General features: G+C 72.9%; 16 protein-coding genes and 1 pseudogene. 7 read left to right on the top strand and 10 right to left on the bottom strand.

Going from position 1 to position 17480, the window contains the following annotated elements:
* Positions 1–8: 8 nt before the first annotated feature.
* Entirely contained in the window at positions 9–491 is a 483-nt protein-coding gene (locus ACIGYR_RS14030; protein ID WP_399598851.1) for a VOC family protein, read from the bottom strand.
* Between the two features lie 145 nt (positions 492–636).
* Here ACIGYR_RS14030 and ACIGYR_RS14025 point away from each other — a divergent pair, with 145 nt between their 5' ends.
* Together ACIGYR_RS14025 and ACIGYR_RS14020 are read left to right on the top strand one after the other, a co-directional pair.
* Positions 637–1839, top strand: coding sequence for an epoxide hydrolase family protein (locus ACIGYR_RS14025; RefSeq protein WP_399598849.1), 1203 nt, complete (start codon positions 637–639; stop codon positions 1837–1839).
* A gap of 270 nt (positions 1840–2109) precedes the next feature.
* Complete coding sequence (locus ACIGYR_RS14020; RefSeq protein WP_399598846.1) at positions 2110–3000, top strand: RNA polymerase sigma factor SigF; 891 nt, start codon at positions 2110–2112, stop codon at positions 2998–3000.
* 157 nt (positions 3001–3157) lie between these two features.
* Here ACIGYR_RS14020 and ACIGYR_RS14015 read toward each other — a convergent pair whose 3' ends face one another.
* Positions 3158–3610: an ATP-binding protein gene (locus tag ACIGYR_RS14015; RefSeq protein WP_391847846.1), complete on the bottom strand. Its 453-nt coding sequence runs from the start codon at positions 3608–3610 to the stop codon at positions 3158–3160.
* 584 nt (positions 3611–4194) lie between these two features.
* A pseudogene (locus ACIGYR_RS14010) lies at positions 4195–5412 on the bottom strand (DUF6777 domain-containing protein); the annotation flags it as partial.
* 176 nt (positions 5413–5588) lie between these two features.
* Between ACIGYR_RS14010 and ACIGYR_RS14005 the strand changes: the two are divergent.
* Positions 5589–6899: a streptophobe family protein gene (locus tag ACIGYR_RS14005; protein WP_399598842.1), complete on the top strand. Its 1311-nt coding sequence runs from the start codon at positions 5589–5591 to the stop codon at positions 6897–6899.
* On the opposite strand, the gene ACIGYR_RS14000 is transcribed toward ACIGYR_RS14005, so the two are convergent.
* From ACIGYR_RS14000 to ACIGYR_RS13980, 5 genes are read right to left on the bottom strand one after another with little or no spacing between them, the layout of a single operon-like run.
* The gene (locus tag ACIGYR_RS14000; protein WP_399598839.1) at positions 6896–7900 is read right to left on the bottom strand and encodes a serine/threonine-protein kinase; all 1005 of its coding nucleotides are present in this window, start codon (positions 7898–7900) and stop codon (positions 6896–6898) included. The two genes, ACIGYR_RS14005 and ACIGYR_RS14000, sit on opposite strands and share 4 nt — an antisense overlap.
* Positions 7900–8442, bottom strand: coding sequence for a hypothetical protein (locus ACIGYR_RS13995; RefSeq protein WP_399598836.1), 543 nt, complete (start codon positions 8440–8442; stop codon positions 7900–7902). Before ACIGYR_RS13995 ends, ACIGYR_RS14000 begins: the two co-directional genes overlap by 1 nt.
* Positions 8443–8449: 7 nt before the next feature.
* Positions 8450–10789, bottom strand: coding sequence for an FHA domain-containing protein (locus ACIGYR_RS13990; protein ID WP_391847842.1), 2340 nt, complete (start codon positions 10787–10789; stop codon positions 8450–8452).
* Between the two features lie 59 nt (positions 10790–10848).
* The gene (locus ACIGYR_RS13985; RefSeq protein ID WP_399598833.1) at positions 10849–11259 is read right to left on the bottom strand and encodes a hypothetical protein; all 411 of its coding nucleotides are present in this window, start codon (positions 11257–11259) and stop codon (positions 10849–10851) included.
* 55 nt (positions 11260–11314) lie between these two features.
* The gene (locus tag ACIGYR_RS13980; protein ID WP_399598831.1) at positions 11315–11686 is read right to left on the bottom strand and encodes a cupin domain-containing protein; all 372 of its coding nucleotides are present in this window, start codon (positions 11684–11686) and stop codon (positions 11315–11317) included.
* A gap of 2 nt (positions 11687–11688) precedes the next feature.
* Between ACIGYR_RS13980 and ACIGYR_RS13975 the strand changes: the two genes are divergently transcribed.
* Entirely contained in the window at positions 11689–12243 is a 555-nt protein-coding gene (locus ACIGYR_RS13975; protein ID WP_399598829.1) for a hypothetical protein, read from the top strand.
* A gap of 11 nt (positions 12244–12254) precedes the next feature.
* On the opposite strand, the gene mgrA is transcribed toward ACIGYR_RS13975, so the two are convergent.
* Positions 12255–13247 carry an L-glyceraldehyde 3-phosphate reductase gene (gene mgrA / locus ACIGYR_RS13970; RefSeq protein ID WP_399598826.1) on the bottom strand — a complete coding sequence of 331 codons (993 nt, stop codon included), beginning with the start codon at positions 13245–13247 and terminating at the stop codon, positions 12255–12257.
* Between the two features lie 111 nt (positions 13248–13358).
* On the opposite strand from mgrA, the gene ACIGYR_RS13965 reads away from it, so the two are divergent.
* The 3 genes from ACIGYR_RS13965 to ACIGYR_RS13955 all read left to right on the top strand — a co-directional run bounded on the left by ACIGYR_RS13965 (position 13359) and on the right by ACIGYR_RS13955 (position 16399).
* Positions 13359–14285, top strand: a complete 927-nt coding sequence (locus ACIGYR_RS13965) for a LysR family transcriptional regulator (RefSeq protein WP_399598823.1) — start codon at positions 13359–13361, stop codon at positions 14283–14285.
* 67 nt (positions 14286–14352) lie between these two features.
* Entirely contained in the window at positions 14353–15855 is a 1503-nt protein-coding gene (locus tag ACIGYR_RS13960) for a carotenoid oxygenase family protein (protein ID WP_399598820.1), read from the top strand.
* 28 nt (positions 15856–15883) lie between these two features.
* The gene (locus tag ACIGYR_RS13955; protein ID WP_391847836.1) at positions 15884–16399 is read left to right on the top strand and encodes a DinB family protein; all 516 of its coding nucleotides are present in this window, start codon (positions 15884–15886) and stop codon (positions 16397–16399) included.
* Here the strand turns inward: ACIGYR_RS13955 and ACIGYR_RS13950 are convergent.
* The gene (locus ACIGYR_RS13950) at positions 16381–17460 is read right to left on the bottom strand and encodes an adenosine deaminase (RefSeq protein ID WP_391847835.1); all 1080 of its coding nucleotides are present in this window, start codon (positions 17458–17460) and stop codon (positions 16381–16383) included. The genes ACIGYR_RS13955 and ACIGYR_RS13950 overlap by 19 nt on opposite strands.
* Between the last annotated feature and the right edge of the window lie 20 nt (positions 17461–17480).

The following is a 17480-nucleotide window of genomic DNA, read 5'->3' as shown; positions in this document are numbered from 1 at the left end:
CACCCCTGTCAGTCGCCGGCGTATGCCTGCTCCAGTGCGGCGGCGTCCAGCTTGCCCATGCTCATCATGGCCCGGGTGGCGCGCGCGGCCTTCTCCGGGTCGGGGTCGGCGATCATGTCGATGAGCGGGGCGTAGACGACCTGCCAGGAGACGCCGTACTTGTCCTTGAGCCAGCCGCAGGGGCCGCCCTCGCCGCCGTTCTCGGTGAGTTTCGTCCAGTAGTGGTCGATCTCCTGCTGGTCGGAGCAGAAGATCTGGAAGGAGATCGCCTCGCCGAAGGTGAATTCGGGGCCGCCGTTGAGAGCGACGAACTTCTGGCCGTTGGCCGTGAACTCCACGGTCAGCACGGAACCGGCCGGACCGGGCCCGGACTCGGTCCACCGGACGACGCGTCCGATGCTGGAGTTCTTGAAGACCGAGACGTAGTGGTGCGCGGCCTCCTCCGCCTGGCCGTCGAACCAGAGACACGTGGTGAATCCGTCGGTGGTCATGTGCGCCTCCCGGGGCGTGGAAGAGGGTGGGCAACAGGGCGTGGAACACGGTCATGTGTGTCGACCACTCCCGGGCGCGAAACTCATCGGTCCCTCCACCGGTTCACCCGGACGGGTGAGGCGGCTTCCGCCTAACATCCGGATCATGACCTCCACGCCCGGCGACAGCGACGGCATCCGGCCCTTCCACCTCTCGGTCCCGCAGAGCGACCTCGACGACCTCCACGACCGCCTCGACCGCACCCGCTGGCCCGCCGAGCTGCCCGGCGCCGGCTGGGAGTACGGAGTCCCCGCCGGCTATCTGCGGGAGCTGGTCTCCTACTGGCGGCACGAGTACGACTGGCGCCGCGCGGAGGCTCGGCTGAACGCGTGGCCGCAGTTCACCACCACGATCGACGGCGCCCACATCCACTTCGCGCAGCTGCGCTCCCCCGAACCGGACGCCACCCCGCTGGTGCTGACCCACGGCTGGCCGGGCTCGCTCGTGGAGTTCTGGGACGTGGCCGAACAGCTCGCCGACCCGGCGGCACACGGCGGGGATCCGGCCGACGCCTTCCACGTCGTCGTACCGACCATCCCGGGGTTCGGGCTGTCCGGGCCCACCACGGAGCCCGGCTGGGAAGCGGGCCGGGTCGCCGACGCCTGGGCGGAGCTGATGCGCCGGCTCGGCTACGAGCGGTTCGGCGCCCAGGGCGGCGACTGGGGCGCGGCGATCTCCAGGGAACTGGGCCGCGCCCACCCCGACCGGGTCATCGGCGTCCACCTCAACCTGCTGCCCGGCGCGCAAGCGGCCACCGAGCCGACCGCCGAGGAGCTGGCCGCGCTCGGGCCCGAGGAGCGGGAGCGGACGCTGCGGTCATGGCGAGCCTGGGCCGAGTGGTCCCGCGAGGGCACCGGGTACGCCGTCCTGCAGTCGACCCGGCCGCACACCCTCGGCTACGCCCTGACGGACTCGCCCGTCGGCCAGCTCGCCTGGATCGTCGAGAAGTTCCGGGAGTGGAGCGACTGCGGGGAGCTGCCGGAGGAGGCCGTCGACCGGGACCGGCTGCTGACCGACGTGATGCTGTACTGGCTGACCGGCACGGCCGCCTCGTCCGCCCGGATCTACTACGAGCGGGCGCACGCCACGGGCCGCGGCGCCCGCCCGGCCGAGCCGTCGACCACCCCGACCGGGCTCGCCCTGTTCCCGGCCGAACCCCAGATCGCACTGCGGCACAAGGCCGAGCGCACCGAGAACCTGGTGCGCTGGACGGAGTTCGACCGCGGGGGGCACTTCGCGGCCATGGAGGAGCCGGACCTGCTGGTCGCCGACGTACGGGCGTTCTTCCGGCAGCTGCGGGAGGGGTGACGGGCCGGGCGGCGGGGTCCCGGGCACGGTCCCGGTGTCGCGCGAAGGGGGACAGGGGGCCGGCGGCCCCGGGCCCGACCGGCTGTTTCACGCCAGTACGGTGTGCCGGCTGCATGCACGGCGTCACCGGGGGTACCCGCCCGGTTAGCGCTCCATCGGGGCATGACTGCCCGAATAGCGGGTACCCGGAGGAACGCTGCATGCACCAGGGAATTCGGACACTGAAGCCGTAGAGGCACATGTCGTACCGTGACTTCGTGGGGAGAGGTAATGAAAACCGCCGCCGGGATCCGGTCGGAAGCAGAGGTCGTCGCACAGACCGAGCAGGACAGGACGGGCGAGGTATCACTGCCTGGCATCGCCGACCCGACGTCGGTCGCCCCACGGGACGCGCGGGAGCTGTCCCGTCAGTTCTTCCACCGGCTGGCCGAGCTGGAAGAGGGCACGCACGAATTCCAGTACGCGCGCAACACGCTCATTGAGATGAACATGTCGCTGGTGCGGTTCGCGGCCGGACGGTTCCGGGGCCGTGGCGACGACATGGAGGACATCGTCCAGACCGGCATGATCGGGCTGATCAAGGCCATCGACCGATTCGACCTCACGCGCGAGGTCGAGTTCACCTCCTTCGCGCTGCCGTACATCGTCGGCGAGATCAAGCGGTTCTTCCGGGACACCACCTGGGCCGTGCACGTGCCGCGCCGGCTCCAGGAGCTGCGGGTCGAGCTGGCCAAGGCACGCGAGGAGCTGTCCAGCCGACTGGACCGGGACCCGACGGTCGCCGAGCTGGCCACACTGATGAACATCCCCGAGGACCAGGTGGTCGAGGCCCAGCTTGCCTCCAACGGCTACAACTCCGCGTCCCTGGACGCCGCGCTCACCGGCGACGGCGCCGAGGACGGCGAGGCGGTGCTCGCCGACTTCATCGGTGTCGAGGAGGAGGGGCTCCGGCTCGTCGAGGACTTCCACGCGCTCGCCCCGCTGATGGCGGAGCTGAGCGACCGCGACCGGCAGATCATTCACCTGAGGTTCGTGGAGGAGGCGACCCAGGCGGAGATCGGGGAGCAGCTCGGGTGCTCTCAGATGCACGTCTCGCGGCTGATCAAGCGGATCATCGCCCGGCTGCGGCAGGGGATGCTCGGCGAACTCGGCTGCGCCTGACGCGGCACCGCGGGGGCGCTCCGGTCCGGGAACGCCCCCAGCCGCTCGGCAGGGGCGAACCGCTCGGTTCGGGGCGACCGGTACGGCTCGCGGAGCCCTCGGTGTTTCGGCTCGACGCTCTGTGTCACAGAGCCCTCAGCTCAGTGTCACAGAGCTCTCAGGATTTCAGCTCGAAGACGGCGCGGATCCGTTTGCCCACGGGGACGCGCTCCACGGTGACCTCCGAGGCAAGGGCGTGCACGATCTCCAGCCCGTGCCGCCCGACACGCTCGGGGTCCTTCGGGAAACGGCGGGGCAGAGCGCTGCTGCTGTCGTACACGGACACGGCGACGGCGGCGTCCGTGCCCTCCAGCTCCAGGATGTAGGGGCCGTTGCTGTGCTGGTCGGCGTTGGTGACCAGTTCGCTCACCATCAAAAGCAGTTCACCGTCGGCGCGACCGTCGGCGATCGCGCACCATTCGTTTCGCAGCTGCTGGAGGAAGCGGGAGGCGAAAGTGCGGGCTTCTGCGATGCATCCGGGTTCGCCGGTGTAGTGCGCCGCACGCCGCAGCGGCTCCACGGGTACGTCGAAGCCAGTCGGTATCACTGCCCCGCCCAGGTGCTCGGTCATATGTCTCTCTCGAAAGCCCGGTCCGGCCGGTCGCTGTTGCACCAGTCCTCGTACCCCGAGTCCGGCCCTCCAGTCCACCGGACACGTTCGCCGAACGCGCACAGTGGTGAAGGTCACGGCGGGCGGTGAGCCAGGACCGCTCACCGGGAACCGCCCGACTCCTCCTGGTGCTGATCGGAGTCCTCGGGCTGCTGCCGGGACTCCTGCGGCTGCGCGGACGTCCGCGGCGGCTGCTGCGACGTCCGCTCCGTCCGCTGCGAGGTCGGTGCTGGCTGCCCGTCCGTCCCTGAGGTCACCGGGACGGAAACGGTTTCGGGCGGCGAGCCCGGCACCGGCGCCGACGAGCGGGCGGTGGCCGTCTCCCCCCGCGGCGACGTCACCGTCCCGGACGGCGGATTGGACGACTCGGTCCGCGACGACTGCGACGGCGTCCTCGACGCCCCCGGCGACGAGGACGCGGGCCGGGACGGCTCCGTCCGTGACTTTGAGGAGGAAGAGAACGGAGGCTTGGACGAGCCCGACGACGGGGGCGTGGAAGACCCGGAGCGCGACGACTCCGACGGGGCCTTGGACGACTCGGACGGCTCCGACGGGGCCTTGGACGACTCGGACGGCGGCTTGGACGACGACCCCGACGACGGAGGCTTGGAAGACCCGGGACGCGACGACTCCGACGGGGCTCTCGACGGCCCCGACGAGGAGGGCGAGGGCTTGGACGGCCCGGAGGACGAGGCGGACGACGTCGCCGGCGAGGAGGATGCCGAGGACGTCGGCGGGGCGGTCCGCTTCGACGCCGACGGACAGGGCTTCGCCGAGGAACCCGGCCGCCCCGTCGTGCCCGGGGACGTCGAGCACGGTGCCGGCTGATTCCACGGCTGCGGGTGCCTGGGCGGCTGGACGTGGTGGTCACGGCGGCCGTGCTCGTCGCCGCGGTGGCGGCCCACCCACTCGTGGTGGTGCGGGTCGTAGATCGTGAAGACTTTTACCGGCAGCGGTGCCGGCGTCACCACGACGACATCGCCGGGCCGGTACGAGGGCCAGCTCCGCCCCACGACCTTGGGCGTGGTGTGCTGGGCGACCGGCGCGGTCAGCGGGTTGCCGCACGCGCAGCGCACCCGGGGCACGCCGTGCCCGTCGACCAGGACGGCGGTACCGGCCTGGAGGACGGACTGGTAGCTGGTGGCCGCGCCGTCCTGGTACCCGTGGTTGGTCACCCAGGTGTCCGTGCGCAGCTGTACGGAGGTGAGGGAGCGCAGGTAGACGGGGACGTCAGCCGGCTTCACGCCGGCCGTCGCGGCGAACGCCCGGTTCTTGCTCGAGTCGGCCCGGAGGTACGTGATCTGCTTCTCGACGTCACAGCTGGCCGTCTGCCGGGTGCCGCCGTACAGGCCGGGCGCCCCGCCCTGCACCCCGCGGACCTGCTCGCCCCCGCCTCCCGTCCCGCCGGTGGGCTCCGCGGAGGGGGTCGCCGGGGTGGAGATCTCCTGTGCGGTCGACTTCGTGAACGGGTTCTGGCCCACGCTGTTGGCGGACTGAAGGAACACCTCGCCGCCCTTGGTGGAGGATCCACCGCCGCCCGGACGGGTGAAGACCACCGCGAGGGCCACGGCGGCGGCGACGGCGACGGCGAGCGCTGCCATGCGGGGCACCGATCTCCACCACGGCCGGTGCGGCTCCCCGGGCCCGGGGCCGCCGGTCGGCGGCTGCGTGGGCGGCGGCCCGGAAGGGGGGCGGGAGGAACCCGAGAGGGGGCCGGAAGGAGGGCCGCTGGCCCGGCCGGATGACGGAGGTTCGACGCTCACGAGTCCTTCTTCCCGTCGCGGCGCGGCATTTCAGAGGTGAACCCGCTCAAACCCGTTTTGATGCAGCCGCCTGCACTTTGATCCCATTGTGTGTCGCAGTGCCGTCCGGCTCGCAAGCCGACGCGGACGGCCCACCCGGCGGGCGGCGGGCCCGGCCGCTGCTTAGCGTGGCAAAGGTGAGCCCTCCGACCGTCTCCGCGTGGCCCGCCGCCCGGCACGGCTGGGCGCAGGCCGTGGGCGCGGTGCTGACCGGGCTGGCCGTCATGGTCCTGGTGGCGGCGCTGGGGCTGTGGGCGGCCGGTGCCGGGGGTCTGCCGGACGGGGCGTTCCCGCGGGTGGTGGCGGCGACCGTGGTCACCGCGGTCGGCGGCAGCGTGCGACTCTCCGGCGACGCGGGTGCGTTCGCCCGGACGCAGGCCGGGCTCTCCGTGCTCCCGCTGTCCGTCACGCTCGCCGGCGCCCTGGTGCTGGGCGCCGGCTTTCTGCGCCCACTGCGACACCGGGCGGTCGCCTCGGCCGGGGAGCTGGCCGGCTGGGCGGCCCGGTTCGCGGTGCTGTGGCTGCCGGCGCTGATCGGGCTGGCCTTCGCCGCCCGGCAGACGTTCGCCGTGGACATGGGCAGCGGCACCCTCAACGACCTCGCCGGCCTGTTCGACGCCGCGCCGAAGGTCGGGTTCACCACGGATGTTTTGTCGACCGTCCTGTTCGGGCTGCTGTGGCTGGCCGGAGTGCTGCTGCTGGCACTGCTGGTCGCACGCGGTGCCCCGCTGCCGGGACGGCTGCTGCGCCGTCAGGAGTCGGTGCGCCCCGCGGCGCACGCGATGGTCGAGCTGTTGCTGGCCTACGTGGTCGTCGGCCTGGTCACCGCCGTGATCACGATCGTCACCCGCGGACACGTCGCCGGCGTGACCGCGCTGGTCCTGCTCGGCCTGCCCAACCTGGTCTGGCCGGCCCTCACCATCGGCCTGGGGGCGACCTGGAACGGCCGGGTGGACGGTCCGTTCGGGCTGCCGATGCCGCACGTGCTGGACGAGATCCTGCGCACCCCGGACGTCTCCGCGCTCAACCTGCGCTCGCTCACCGCGTACGACGGCCGGATGTGGTGGCTGTTGGTGCCGGCCGTCGTCCTGCTGCCGGCCGTGGCCTTCCGCATGGCCGTGCGGTCGCCGTCCCGGGTGCGATTGTGGCAGCACGCCGTACACCTGGCCGTCGCGCTGGCCGCGACGGTGCTGATGATCTGTCTGACGGGCCGTGTCTCGGCACACTACGGGCTGTCCCTGCTGGGCATCGGCGACCTGGGCGGCGGGCTGGCCGGGGAGGTGCTCCTGCGGCCCCGGCTGTGGCAGGCGGTGGGCCTGGGCGCGCTGTGGGGACTGGTGGCCGGCTTCCTGGGCGGCCTGCTGGCCCGGCCGGTGCGTCGCGGGGGCCCGGCGGAGACCTCCCGGCCCCGTCCGGGAGCGGACCGGCACCGCCCCCGACCGGGTTAGGCCCGGTCGGAGCCGGCCCGGTCGCCGTGGGCGCCGAAGGCCGGCGCGGCCCAGTCCGGGGGCCGGGGGGCGGGCCGGACGGGCGCGGGACGGTCCGGCTCCTCGTCCGCGCGGTCGTGCGCGGGTGCGGTGGTCATGGCCGTGCGCAGGGCGGCGACGAAGGCGAGGCAGGTGTCGTAGCGGCCGTCCGGGCTTTTGGCCAGGGCCTTGGCGAAGACGGGGTCGAGGGCCGGGGCGAGACCGGGGCGGGCGCTCGGCGGGGGCGGCTCGTCGTACTGGTGGGCCCACAGCAGGGCCATGTCGTCCTCCCGCTGGAACGGGGGGCGGCCGGTGAGGGTCTCGTAGACGACACAGGACAGGCCGTAGACGTCGCAGCGGCCGTCGACCGGGCGCCCGGAGATCTGCTCCGGTGAGACGTAGTCGAGGGTGCCGACGAACTGGCCGACACTGGTGAACCCGGTCAGCGACAGCGACTTCTTGGTGAGCCCGAAGTCGGTGAGGTACACGTGCTCGGGGTGATCGCTGTCGGTGCCCTCGGCTACCAGGATGTTGCCGGGCTTGACGTCCCGGTGCACCAGTCCGTGCTCGTGCGCGGCGTCCAGGGCCGAGGCCACCTGGGCGGCGATCCGCACGGCGTCGGGGGGCCGCAGCGGGCCGTGTACGTCGAGGAGGTGGCGCAGGTCGCTGCCGGAGACGTACCGCATGGCGATGTAGAGCACCCCGTCCGTCTCGCCGGCCTCGAAGACCGGCACGATGTGCGGGTGGTCGATCGAGGCGGCCACCTGGGACTCGTGGGTGAAACGCTTGCGGAAGGTGTCGTTGCGGGCCAGCTCCGGGGCGAGCAGTTTGAGGGCGACCGTGCGGTCCAGGCGCAGGTCGTGGGCGCGGTACACGACGGCCATCCCACCGCGCCCGACCTCGCTCTCGATGCGGTAGCCCGCCACCTTCCGGCCGATCAGTTCCGACGGCCGGCCGGAGAACAGGCCGGTCCCGCTCGCCATCACCGCTCACCCTCGGGCGCGGCCGTCCGGGTGGGGGTGTGCCCGGTGCCGTCCGCGCCGTCGACCGTCCGGTCGGTGGCGTAGGTGCTCAGCCGCCGTCCGTCGCCGTACATCCACCGCCCCTCCTGCGGGTCGTACAGCCACATGGACTCACCGTCGACGACGAGCCCGATCCGCAGGCCCTGGGTGCGGGTCTCGAACTCCTCGCCGTCCAGGGCACCGGACGCCAGCGCCTCCACGGCGGTCCGGTAGTCGGCCAGCGCCTGTTCGGCACGGGCCAGCAGGGGCCGCGGGTCGGCGGCGCCCTCGGTGCCGTCGGCGGCGGGCGGGGCGTCGGGTACGGCGACGAGGACGCGGCCGTCGACCCAGGCGGCCCAGCCGTTGGCGCAGCGGATGTGACCCCAGTCGCCGCGCCGCTCCACGAGCTCCACCGGCAGCAGCGGGTCCAGGGGCACCGTGGGCCGCGCCGGGTCCGGGGCCTCCCAGGCGGGCATGCCACGCGGCGGTACGACGTGGGTGGGACGGAATCCGGTAGAGGTCATCGCCCGCCTACTTCCGCATCACGGCCGGCTCCTGCCGGCGCAGCAGCCGGGCGACCGTGAGGCCGTAGAGCGCGGCCAGCACCAGCAGCATGGCCATGTCGAGCAGCCAGACGTCCGTCGTGTGCCGGAACAGGGGGTCGGCGGACACGTTCCCGGGGACGATCCGGGACAGTCCGACGGTGCCGGCCATGGCGCCGAGCGCCCAGCGGGAGGGCACGAGCCAGGACAGTTCCTCCAGGCCGGGCACCCCGTTCAGGGTGAGCAGGGCCCCGCAGAAGACGACCTGGACGACGGCGAGCAGCACCAGCAGGGGCATCGTCACCTCCTCCTTGCGCACCAGCGCGGAGACCAGCAGGCCGAGCATCATCGCCGTGAACGCCAGCAGGGCGACGGCGAGGGTGATCTCGGCGAGCGGCGGCAGCAGGACGCCCCGGCCGCCCGGGGCGTCCAGATCGACGCCGAGCAGGGCGACGAGGGTGAGCACGACGGCCTGGGCGACCGTGATCGTGCCGAGGACCACGACCTTGGACACCAGGTATGCGGACCTGGGCAGGCCGACGGCGCGTTCGCGCCGGTAGACGGCGCGTTCCTTGACCAGTTCGCGCACCGCGTTGGCGGCGCCGGTGAGCACCGCGCCGACGCAGAGGATGAGCAGCGCGTTCATCGCGGTGTCCCGGGTGAGCCGCCCGCCTGCCAGGGCCCGGCCCATGGCACCCATCACGAACGGCAGGCCGATCATGATGAGCAGGAAGGTGCGGTCGGCGCTCAGGACGGCCGTGTAGCGGCGGGCCAGGGTGGCGACCTGGGCGCTCCAGCGGCGCGGGCGGGGCGGCGGCACCGGGGGTACGGGAGCCGGGCCGGGGTGGCGGGGCTGGGCGGTGGCGTCGGTGACGTAGCGCCGGTGGAGCGGCGAGGCGCGGTACTCGTGGCCCCAGTCCCGGTCCCGGTCGCGGTCGAACGCCTCGAACGCCTCCGGCCAGTGCGCGAAGCCGAAGAAGGCGAGGGAGTCGGCGGGCGGCCCGTAGTACGCGACCCTGCCGCCGGGGGCCAGGACGAGGAGCCGGTCGCAGACGTCCAGGCTGAGGACGCTGTGTGTGACGACGACGACCGTGTGGCCGTCGTCGGCGAGGCCGCGCAGCATGTGCATCACCGAGCGGTCCATGCCGGGGTCGAGGCCGGAGGTGGGTTCGTCCAGGAAGAGCAGCGAGGGCTTGGTGAGCAGTTCCAGCGCCACGCTGACCCGCTTGCGCTGCCCGCCGGACAGGGTGTGCACCGGCTGGTCGGCACACTGTTCCAGGCCCAGTTCGCGGATGACCTCGGCCGTCCGGGCGCGCCGCTCGGCGGAGTCGGTGTCCTCGGGGAAGCGCAGCTCGGCGGCGTAGGCGAGGGCGGCGCGGACGGTGAGCTGGGGGTGCAGGATGTCGTCCTGCGGGACCAGGCCGATGCGCTGGCGCAGTTCGGCGTAGTCCCGGTACAGGTCGCGGCCGTCGTACAGGACGGTGCCCCGGTCGGCGGGCCGCAGTCCGGTGAGGGCGTTCAGCAGCGTGGACTTGCCGGCACCGCTCGGTCCGACCACCGCGAGCAGGCACTTCTCGCCCACCGGGAAGGACACGTGGTCCAGCAGGACCTTCCCGTCGCGGCCGGCGGTGACGGTGAGGTCCTGGACGTCGAGACACACCTCGCCGGTGTCGACGTACTCCTGGAGTTCGTCCCCGACCAGGCAGAACGCGGAGTGGCCGATGCCGATGATGTCGCGGGGGCCGACGGGGGCGAGGGTGACCGGGCGGCCGTTGAGGTAGGTGCCGTTGTGGCTGCCGAGGTCGGCGATCTCGTACGTGCCGTCCGTGTGAGCGCGCAGCTCGGCGTGGTCGCGGGAGACGGACAGGTCGTCCACGACGAGGTCGTTGTCGTGGGCGCGGCCGATCCGGACGGTGCGCGCCGGGAGCGGGCGGACGCTGGCGGGCCGGCGGAAGGTGCCGGTCAGCGCGGGCCGGGAGACGGCGGCGGGTCGGTCCGGGGCCGGTTCCGGGGTGTCGGCGAGGGTCGCGCGGGGACCGTCGGCGGGGTTGCCGAAACGGATCTCGCTGCCGGGCCGGACCGCGGACTCCTGGATCCGGTACCCGTCGGTGTAGGTGCCGTTGGTGCTGTCGCGGTCCACGACGGTCCAGTGGCCGTCGGCGCAGCGCAGCACGGCGTGGTGCCAGGAGACCCGGGCGTCGTCGAGGACGATGTCGCTCAGCGGGTCGCGGCCGACGAGGTAGTCGTGGCTCGGAGTCATCACCGTGGAGCCCGTCTCGGTCTCCAGGACGAGTTCGGGCGCAGTCGGTATGGCCGGCCGCTCAGCCATGCGGGAAATTCTACCGATTCATCCGCATACGCGCCCCGTCCGCAGGCCGGGGCCGCCGGTCAGGCGACGGGTACGACGAGGGGTCTGGCGGTCCGCTGCATGCGCAGCGCGTCGACGGACTCCGCGAGCAGCTCGTACTCGGTGGTCTCGTCGCCGGTCGCGATCCGCACCAGCCTGCCTGCGGCCAACTCTTCGGCGACCACTTCCTGTTGGGCGGGATCGCCGCACCAGGCGCGCAGTACGGCCGGCACGTCGGGCACGGTGTCCGCGACCGGGACGAGCGAGCTGGGCGGGAAGTGGTCGGCCTCGGGCTGCGGGTCGAGGCGGTCCGCGATCCAGCTCGCACGGTCGCGCAGCCACCACAGGGCGAGGGCCAGGGTGGGCGCCCGGTAGGTGCCGAGGGGCACTCCGATGCGCTGTCCGCCGCAGGTGCCGTATGCGGTGACATGGCACAGGAACTCGTCGTGCATGCGCACTCCCCCGTCGCGTCGGTCGCCTGCCGGCTGGCCTCGCTCTCGGCGCGGATCATGTGCGGTGCGTGATCAGGACTTCGCTGGAAGTGAAGACCTCACAGTCGAGTATGTTCACTACTGAATCACTGTCACCATGTCTTTTTGGCCACTCTCTTGGCATATTCCCGGCGCCGGTTGGCCGAAATGCGGCGGGGCCCGTGTCACCCCTCGCCGACCGGCTCGGGCAGGGACCCCGTCGCGGCCTCCCGTTGGCGAACGCGGAGCCGGCCCGCCCGCCGGCCGTCTCGGCGCTCAGCTGCGCGGTGAGCCAGCGCAGTACCGGCGCCTCCGCCGCCGCGCCGCGTACGTGGATCAGCTCGGGCAGGGCCCGGCGCAGCAGGTCGCCGGTGTCCCGGCTCAGGTCGATGTGCCCGGAGACGCACATCGGTGGCGGCCCGCGGGGCGCGCGTGGTGTCGGTGTCGTCGCGGGGCATCCGCTTCTCCCCCGTCGTCTCCGACCACCTGCACTTCGAACGCCGTGCCTACGAGCCGTTCCTCGCCTACGGCCAGTCGAAGACCGCCAACGCGCTCTTCGCGGTGGAACTGGACCGGCGCGGCCGGGCGGAGGGTGTGCGGGCGTTCGCCGTGCACCCCGGCATGCCCGTCGGCACCGGCCTGGCCAGGCACCTCCCCGTGGAGGCCCGCCGGGCGGCCGGTGCCGTCGACGACGAGGGCCGCCCGGTGCGTGACCCCGCCCGCCAGCTGAAGACGGCCGAGCAGGGGGCCGCCACGAGCGTCTGGTGCGCCACGAGCCCGCGGCTCGCCGGGCTGGGCGGCGTCTACTGCGAGAACTGCGACGTCAGTCCGCTGGTGACCGCCGGGACGGAGGCCGCCTGGTACGTCTCCGGGGCCCTGCCCGGAGTGCTGCCGTACGCGGTCGACCCCCGGGCGCCGGCCCGCCTGTGGGAGGTCAGCGAACGGCTCACCGCCGACGCGCGCTGACCCCGGGCGGGCTACGGCCTGACGATCGCGTCGATCCTCGCCAGTTCCTCGTCGGCGAAGTCCAGGTTGCGGATCGCGCCGACGCTGTCCTCCAGCTGCCGCGGGCTGCTCGCGCCGACCAGGGCGGAGGTGACCCGGCCGCCGCGCAGCACCCAGGCCAGCGCCAGCTGGGCGAGGCTCTGGCCGCGCGAGCGCGCGATCTCGTTCAGGGCGCGGAGACGGCCGACGAGGTCCTCGGTGACCGCGTCCGAGTTCAGGAACGGACTGTCGCTCGCGGCCCTGGAGTCCTCGGGAATGCCGTCGAGATAGCGGCCGGTGAGCAGGCCCTGCTCCAGCGGGGAGTAGACGATGGAACCGGCCTGGAGTTCGTCCAGGGCGTCGAGCACGCCCTCGTCCTCGGGGCGCCGGTCGAGCATCGAGTAGCGCGGCTGGTGGATGAGGAGCGGGGTGCCGAGGCCGGCGAGGATACGGGCGGCCTCGCGGGTCTGCTCGGCCGAGTAGTTGGAGACGCCGACGTAGAGCGCCTTGCCCTGCTGCACCGCCGAGTGCAGGGCCCCCATCGTCTCCTCCAGCGGAGTGTCGGGGTCGAAGCGGTGCGAGTAGAAGATGTCGACGTGGTCCAGGCCCATCCGCCGCAGGCTCTGGTCGAGCGAGGACAGCACGTACTTGCGCGAGCCCCACTCGCCGTACGGGCCGGGCCACATCAGGTAGCCGGCCTTGGTGGAGATCACCAGCTCGTCGCGGTAGCGGCCGAAGTCGGCCTTCAGGGCCTCGCCGAAGGCGGACTCGGCGGCGCCGGGCGGCGGGCCGTAGTTGTTGGCGAGGTCGAAGTGGGTCACGCCGAGGTCGAAGGCGCGACGGAGGACGGCCCGCTGGGTCTCGACGGGCCGGTCGGGACCGAAGTTGTGCCAGAGGCCGAGCGACAGGACGGGGAGCTTCAGTCCGCTGCGGCCGGTGCGCCGGTAGGGCATGGCGGTGTAGCGGTCGGGGTGTGCGGTGTACAACGCGTCTCCAGAGGGGTGGGCACACGGTCTGCCGGTTCCACTCTTCCCCCGTCGGCGGGCAGCGGTCCAACAGAAGAATCCGATGCGATTCAGCGGCTAGGCTTCTCAATCATGGAACTGCGCCATCTTCAGCACTTCGTCGCGGTCGCCGAGGACCAGCACTTCACCCGGGCCGCCGAACGCCTGATGGTGTCCCAGTCGGGCCTGTCGGCGTCCATCCGGGCGCTGGAGCGGGAGTTGCGGGCGCCGCTGTTCGTGCGCACCACCCGCCGGGTGACGCTCACCGAGGCGGGACGGGCGCTGCTGGCCGAGGCCGAGCGGATCCTCGCCCAGGTCCGGTCGGCGCACGAGGCCGTCGCCGCCGTGCAGGGCGTGCTGCGCGGCACGCTGGCGCTGGGCACCGAGCAGTGCATCGCCGGGGTGCACGTGGCCCGGCTGCTGGCCGCGTTCCGGGGCCGGCATCCGGACGTGGAGATCCGGCTGCGGCAGGCCGGCTCGGGCGCGCTGGCGGAGGAGGTCGCGGCCGGCCGGCTCGACCTGGCCTTCGCCTACCGCACCCAGGCCGACTCCGACCAGCTGCGGTCGGTGTCGCTGACCAGCGAGCCGATGACCGTGCTGTGCCACCCGAGCCATCGCCTCGCCTCGGCCCCGGCCGTGCTCGGCCCGGACGACCTCGCCGGTGAGGTCTTCGTCGACTTCCATCCCGACTGGGGCCCGCGCCGCACCACCGACGCCGCGTTCGCCGCGGCCGGCGTACGGCGCACGGTCGCGCTGGAGGTCAACGACGTGCACAGCCTGCTGGACCTGGTGGACGAGAACCTGGGGATCGCCGTCGTACCCCGGCACTTCCGGCACAAGCGGCCGTCGCTCACGGCCCTGCCGCTGAAGGGCGCGGGCGAGACGGAGTACGAGACGGCGGCCCTGCTGCCGCCGGACCGTGCCACCAGCCCCGCCGCCCGGGCGCTCGTCACGCTGCTGGAAACCGGAGGGGGAACAGGGGGCCTGGTACCACCCCGGGAAGGGTCCCAGGGCTCCTGACTCCCGCCTGCCGCCGCCGCAGACTCGAAGCCGTCGGTCACGTGACCGACGGTCGGGAGGACATGTCATGGCGGAACACACACGGCGGACCGTGCTGCGCGGGACGGCCGGGCTCGCGGCGGCGGGCGCGCTCACCGGCCTGGGCGGCGGGCGGGCGGCGGCCCGTCCGGCGGACGGGGTGACCGGGCGTCATCACCCGTTCCTGGAGGGGGCGTTCGCGCCGGTCACCGAGGAGCTGACGGCCTTCGACCTGCCGGTCACCGGCCGGGTCCCGCGCGAGCTGAACGGACGTTTCCTGCGCAACGGCCCGAACGTGCTCGGCCTGGAGGATCCCCGGGCCCACCACTGGATGCTCGGCGAGGGCATGGTGCACGGCGTCCGGCTGCGCGACGGCAGGGCCGAGTGGTACCGCAACCGCTGGGTGCGCTCCTCGCAGGTGGCGGGAAAGCTGGGCGAGCCGTACCCGGGCCCGGTGCCGCCCGAGGACTACGCGTGCAACACGCACGTGATCCCCCACCGGGGCCGGATCCTCGCCCTCCAGGAGAGCGGGCCGGCGCCGTACGAACTCGACGGCGAACTGAACACCGTGGGCACCCACGACTTCAAGGGCACTCTGGACGGCGCGTTCACCGCGCACACCAAGTTCGACGCGCACGCCGGTGAGCTGCACGCCGTCGCCTACCACCCCACGTGGGACCACGTCCGGCACCTGGTGGTGGACCCCGCCGGGCGGGTCGCCCGTACCACCCGGATCCCGGTGCCGGACGCCCCGATGATGCACGACTTCGCTCTGACCGAGCGGCACGTCGTCGTCTTCGACCTGCCGGTCACCTTCGACGCGGCGGCGGCCGGACGCGGCGCCCCGGTGCCCTACGTGTGGAACCGGCACCACGCGACCAGGGTGGGCGTCATGGCGCGCTGCGGCGGCCCGGTCCGCTGGTTCGGCATCGAGCCGGTCTTCCACTCGCACACCCTCAACGCCTACGACGAGGGCGGGTGCGTGGTGGTCGACCTGATGGCCTTCCCGGCGCCCTTCCAGGTCGCCGGCCGCGGCTCGGGCGGGCCGTACGCGGCGGGCACGGCCCGGCTGGAGCGCTGGACGGTCGACCTGCGCCACGGGCACGTACGGCAACGGGTGCTGGACGACCGGCCGCAGGAGTTCCCGCGGGTGAACGAGGCGGTGGTCTCGCGGCGCCACCGCTACGGCTACACGGCGGCGGCCGCCGGCATGACGGCCGCGTATCTGACCCCGGACGGGGGCGACCCGCCCGACGACGCCTTCTCCGACGCGCTGCTCAAGCACGACCTGCTGCGCGGCAGTACCGAGGTGCACCGGCTGCCGCGGGGGGCGGCGGCGGGCGAGGCGGTGTTCGTCCCCCGGGACGCGGCCGACCCCCGGGCGGCCGAGGACGACGGTTACGCGATCGCGTACGTCCACGATCCCGACCGCGGGGCGGCCGACCTGCTGATCCTCGCGGCCCGGGACTTCACCGGCGAGCCGGTGGCGCGGGTGCGGCTGCCGGGGCGGGTGCCGCTGGGCTTCCACGGAAGCTGGATTCCGGACGCGTGAGCGGCGCCGGTTTGCGATGGTGGGCGGTATGCATGCAAAGGACATCCTCATCGACGGCTTCGGCCGCATCCAGGAAGAAGTCCATGCCGTCCTCGACGGCCTCGGCCCGGACGAACTGCACCACCGCCCGGCCCCCGACGCCAACTCCATCGCCTGGCTGGTCTGGCACCTGACCCGGGTGCAGGACGACCACATCGCCGACGGCTTCGACCTCGACCAGGTGTGGCTCTCCCAGGACTGGGTCAAGCGCTTCGGCCTCGATCTGCCCCGTCACGACACCGGATACGGACACAGCCCCGCCAAGGTCGCCAAGGTCCGCGTCGAGTCGGCGGACCAGCTGACCGGGTACTACGACGCCGTCCACGAGCAGACGCTCGGCGCGCTGCGCTCCCTGGCCGCCAAGGACCTGGAACGCGTCGTGGACGAACGCTGGGACCCCCCGGTGACGCTGGGGGTCCGCCTGGTGAGCGTCCTGTCCGACGACCTTCAGCACATCGGACAGGCCGCCTACCTCAGGGGGCTGGTTCAGAGCGCTGCCGCGTAACCCGGCAGGACCACGTCCTCTATGAGGGCCTTGCGCTCGTCGAACGGGAGGAACGCGCTCTTCACGGCGTTCACCGTGACCGTGCGCAGGTCCTCGACCGTCCAGCCCGCCTCCTCGACCAGCAGGGACATCTCCCGGGTCATCGTCGTCCCCGAGACCAGCCGGTTGTCGGTGTTGAGGGTGACCCGGAAGCCGAGGTCCTTCAGGGCCGTGATCGGGTGCTCGGCGATGGAGGTGGCGCAGCCGGTCTGGAGGTTGGAGGTGGGGCACATCTCCAGGGCGATACGGCGGTCGCGGACCCAGGAGGCGAGACGGCCGAGCTTGCCGGCCGCGAGGTCGGGGATGTCCTCGACGAGGCGCACGCCGTGGCCGATGCGCTGGGCGCCGCACACCTGGAGCGCCTGGTGGATGCTGGGCAGACCGTGCGCCTCGCCGGCGTGGATGGTGAAGGGCACGCTCTCGCGGCGCAGGTGCTCGAAGGCGTCGAGGTGGTCGGCGGGCGGGAAGCCGTCCTCGGCGCCGGCGATGTCGAAGCCGACGACTCCGGCGTCCCGGTAGGCGACGGCCAGGTCGGCGGCCTCGCGGACGCGGTCGAACATGCGCATGCCGCACAGCAGGGTGCCGACGCGGACCGGGGTGCCGGCCGCGGACGCCTTGGCCATGCCGGCGGCCAGGCCCTCCTGGACGGTCTCCACGACCTCGCGGAGCGACAGCCCGCCGTTCGTGTTCAGCTCGGGGGCGTAGCGCACCTCGGCGTAGACGACACCGTCGGCGGCGAGGTCGAGGACGTACTCCTCGGCGGTGCGCAGCAGGCCCTCGCGGGTCTGCATGACGGCGAGGGTGTGCTCGAAGGTGGCGATGTAACGGACCAGGTCGCCGGAGTTGGCGGCTTCGAAGTACCAGGCGGCCAGTTCGTCGGGGTCGGTGGTGGGCAGCTTGTGGCCGACCGCGGCCGCGAGCTCGACGACGGTGGCGGGGCGCAGGCCGCCGTCGAGGTGGTCGTGCAGGACGGCCTTGGGGAGCCGGCGGAGGGTCTCGGAGTCGATACGGGGCGCGGTCATGGCAGGGCTTTCCTCGGCAG

It is taken from the genome of Streptomyces sp. NPDC053076 (genome assembly GCF_044546845.1).
Lineage (GTDB): Bacteria > Actinomycetota > Actinomycetes > Streptomycetales > Streptomycetaceae > Streptomyces.
Note: the sequence above shows the minus strand (reverse complement) of the source record. Positions and strands in the feature narration are given on the sequence as shown.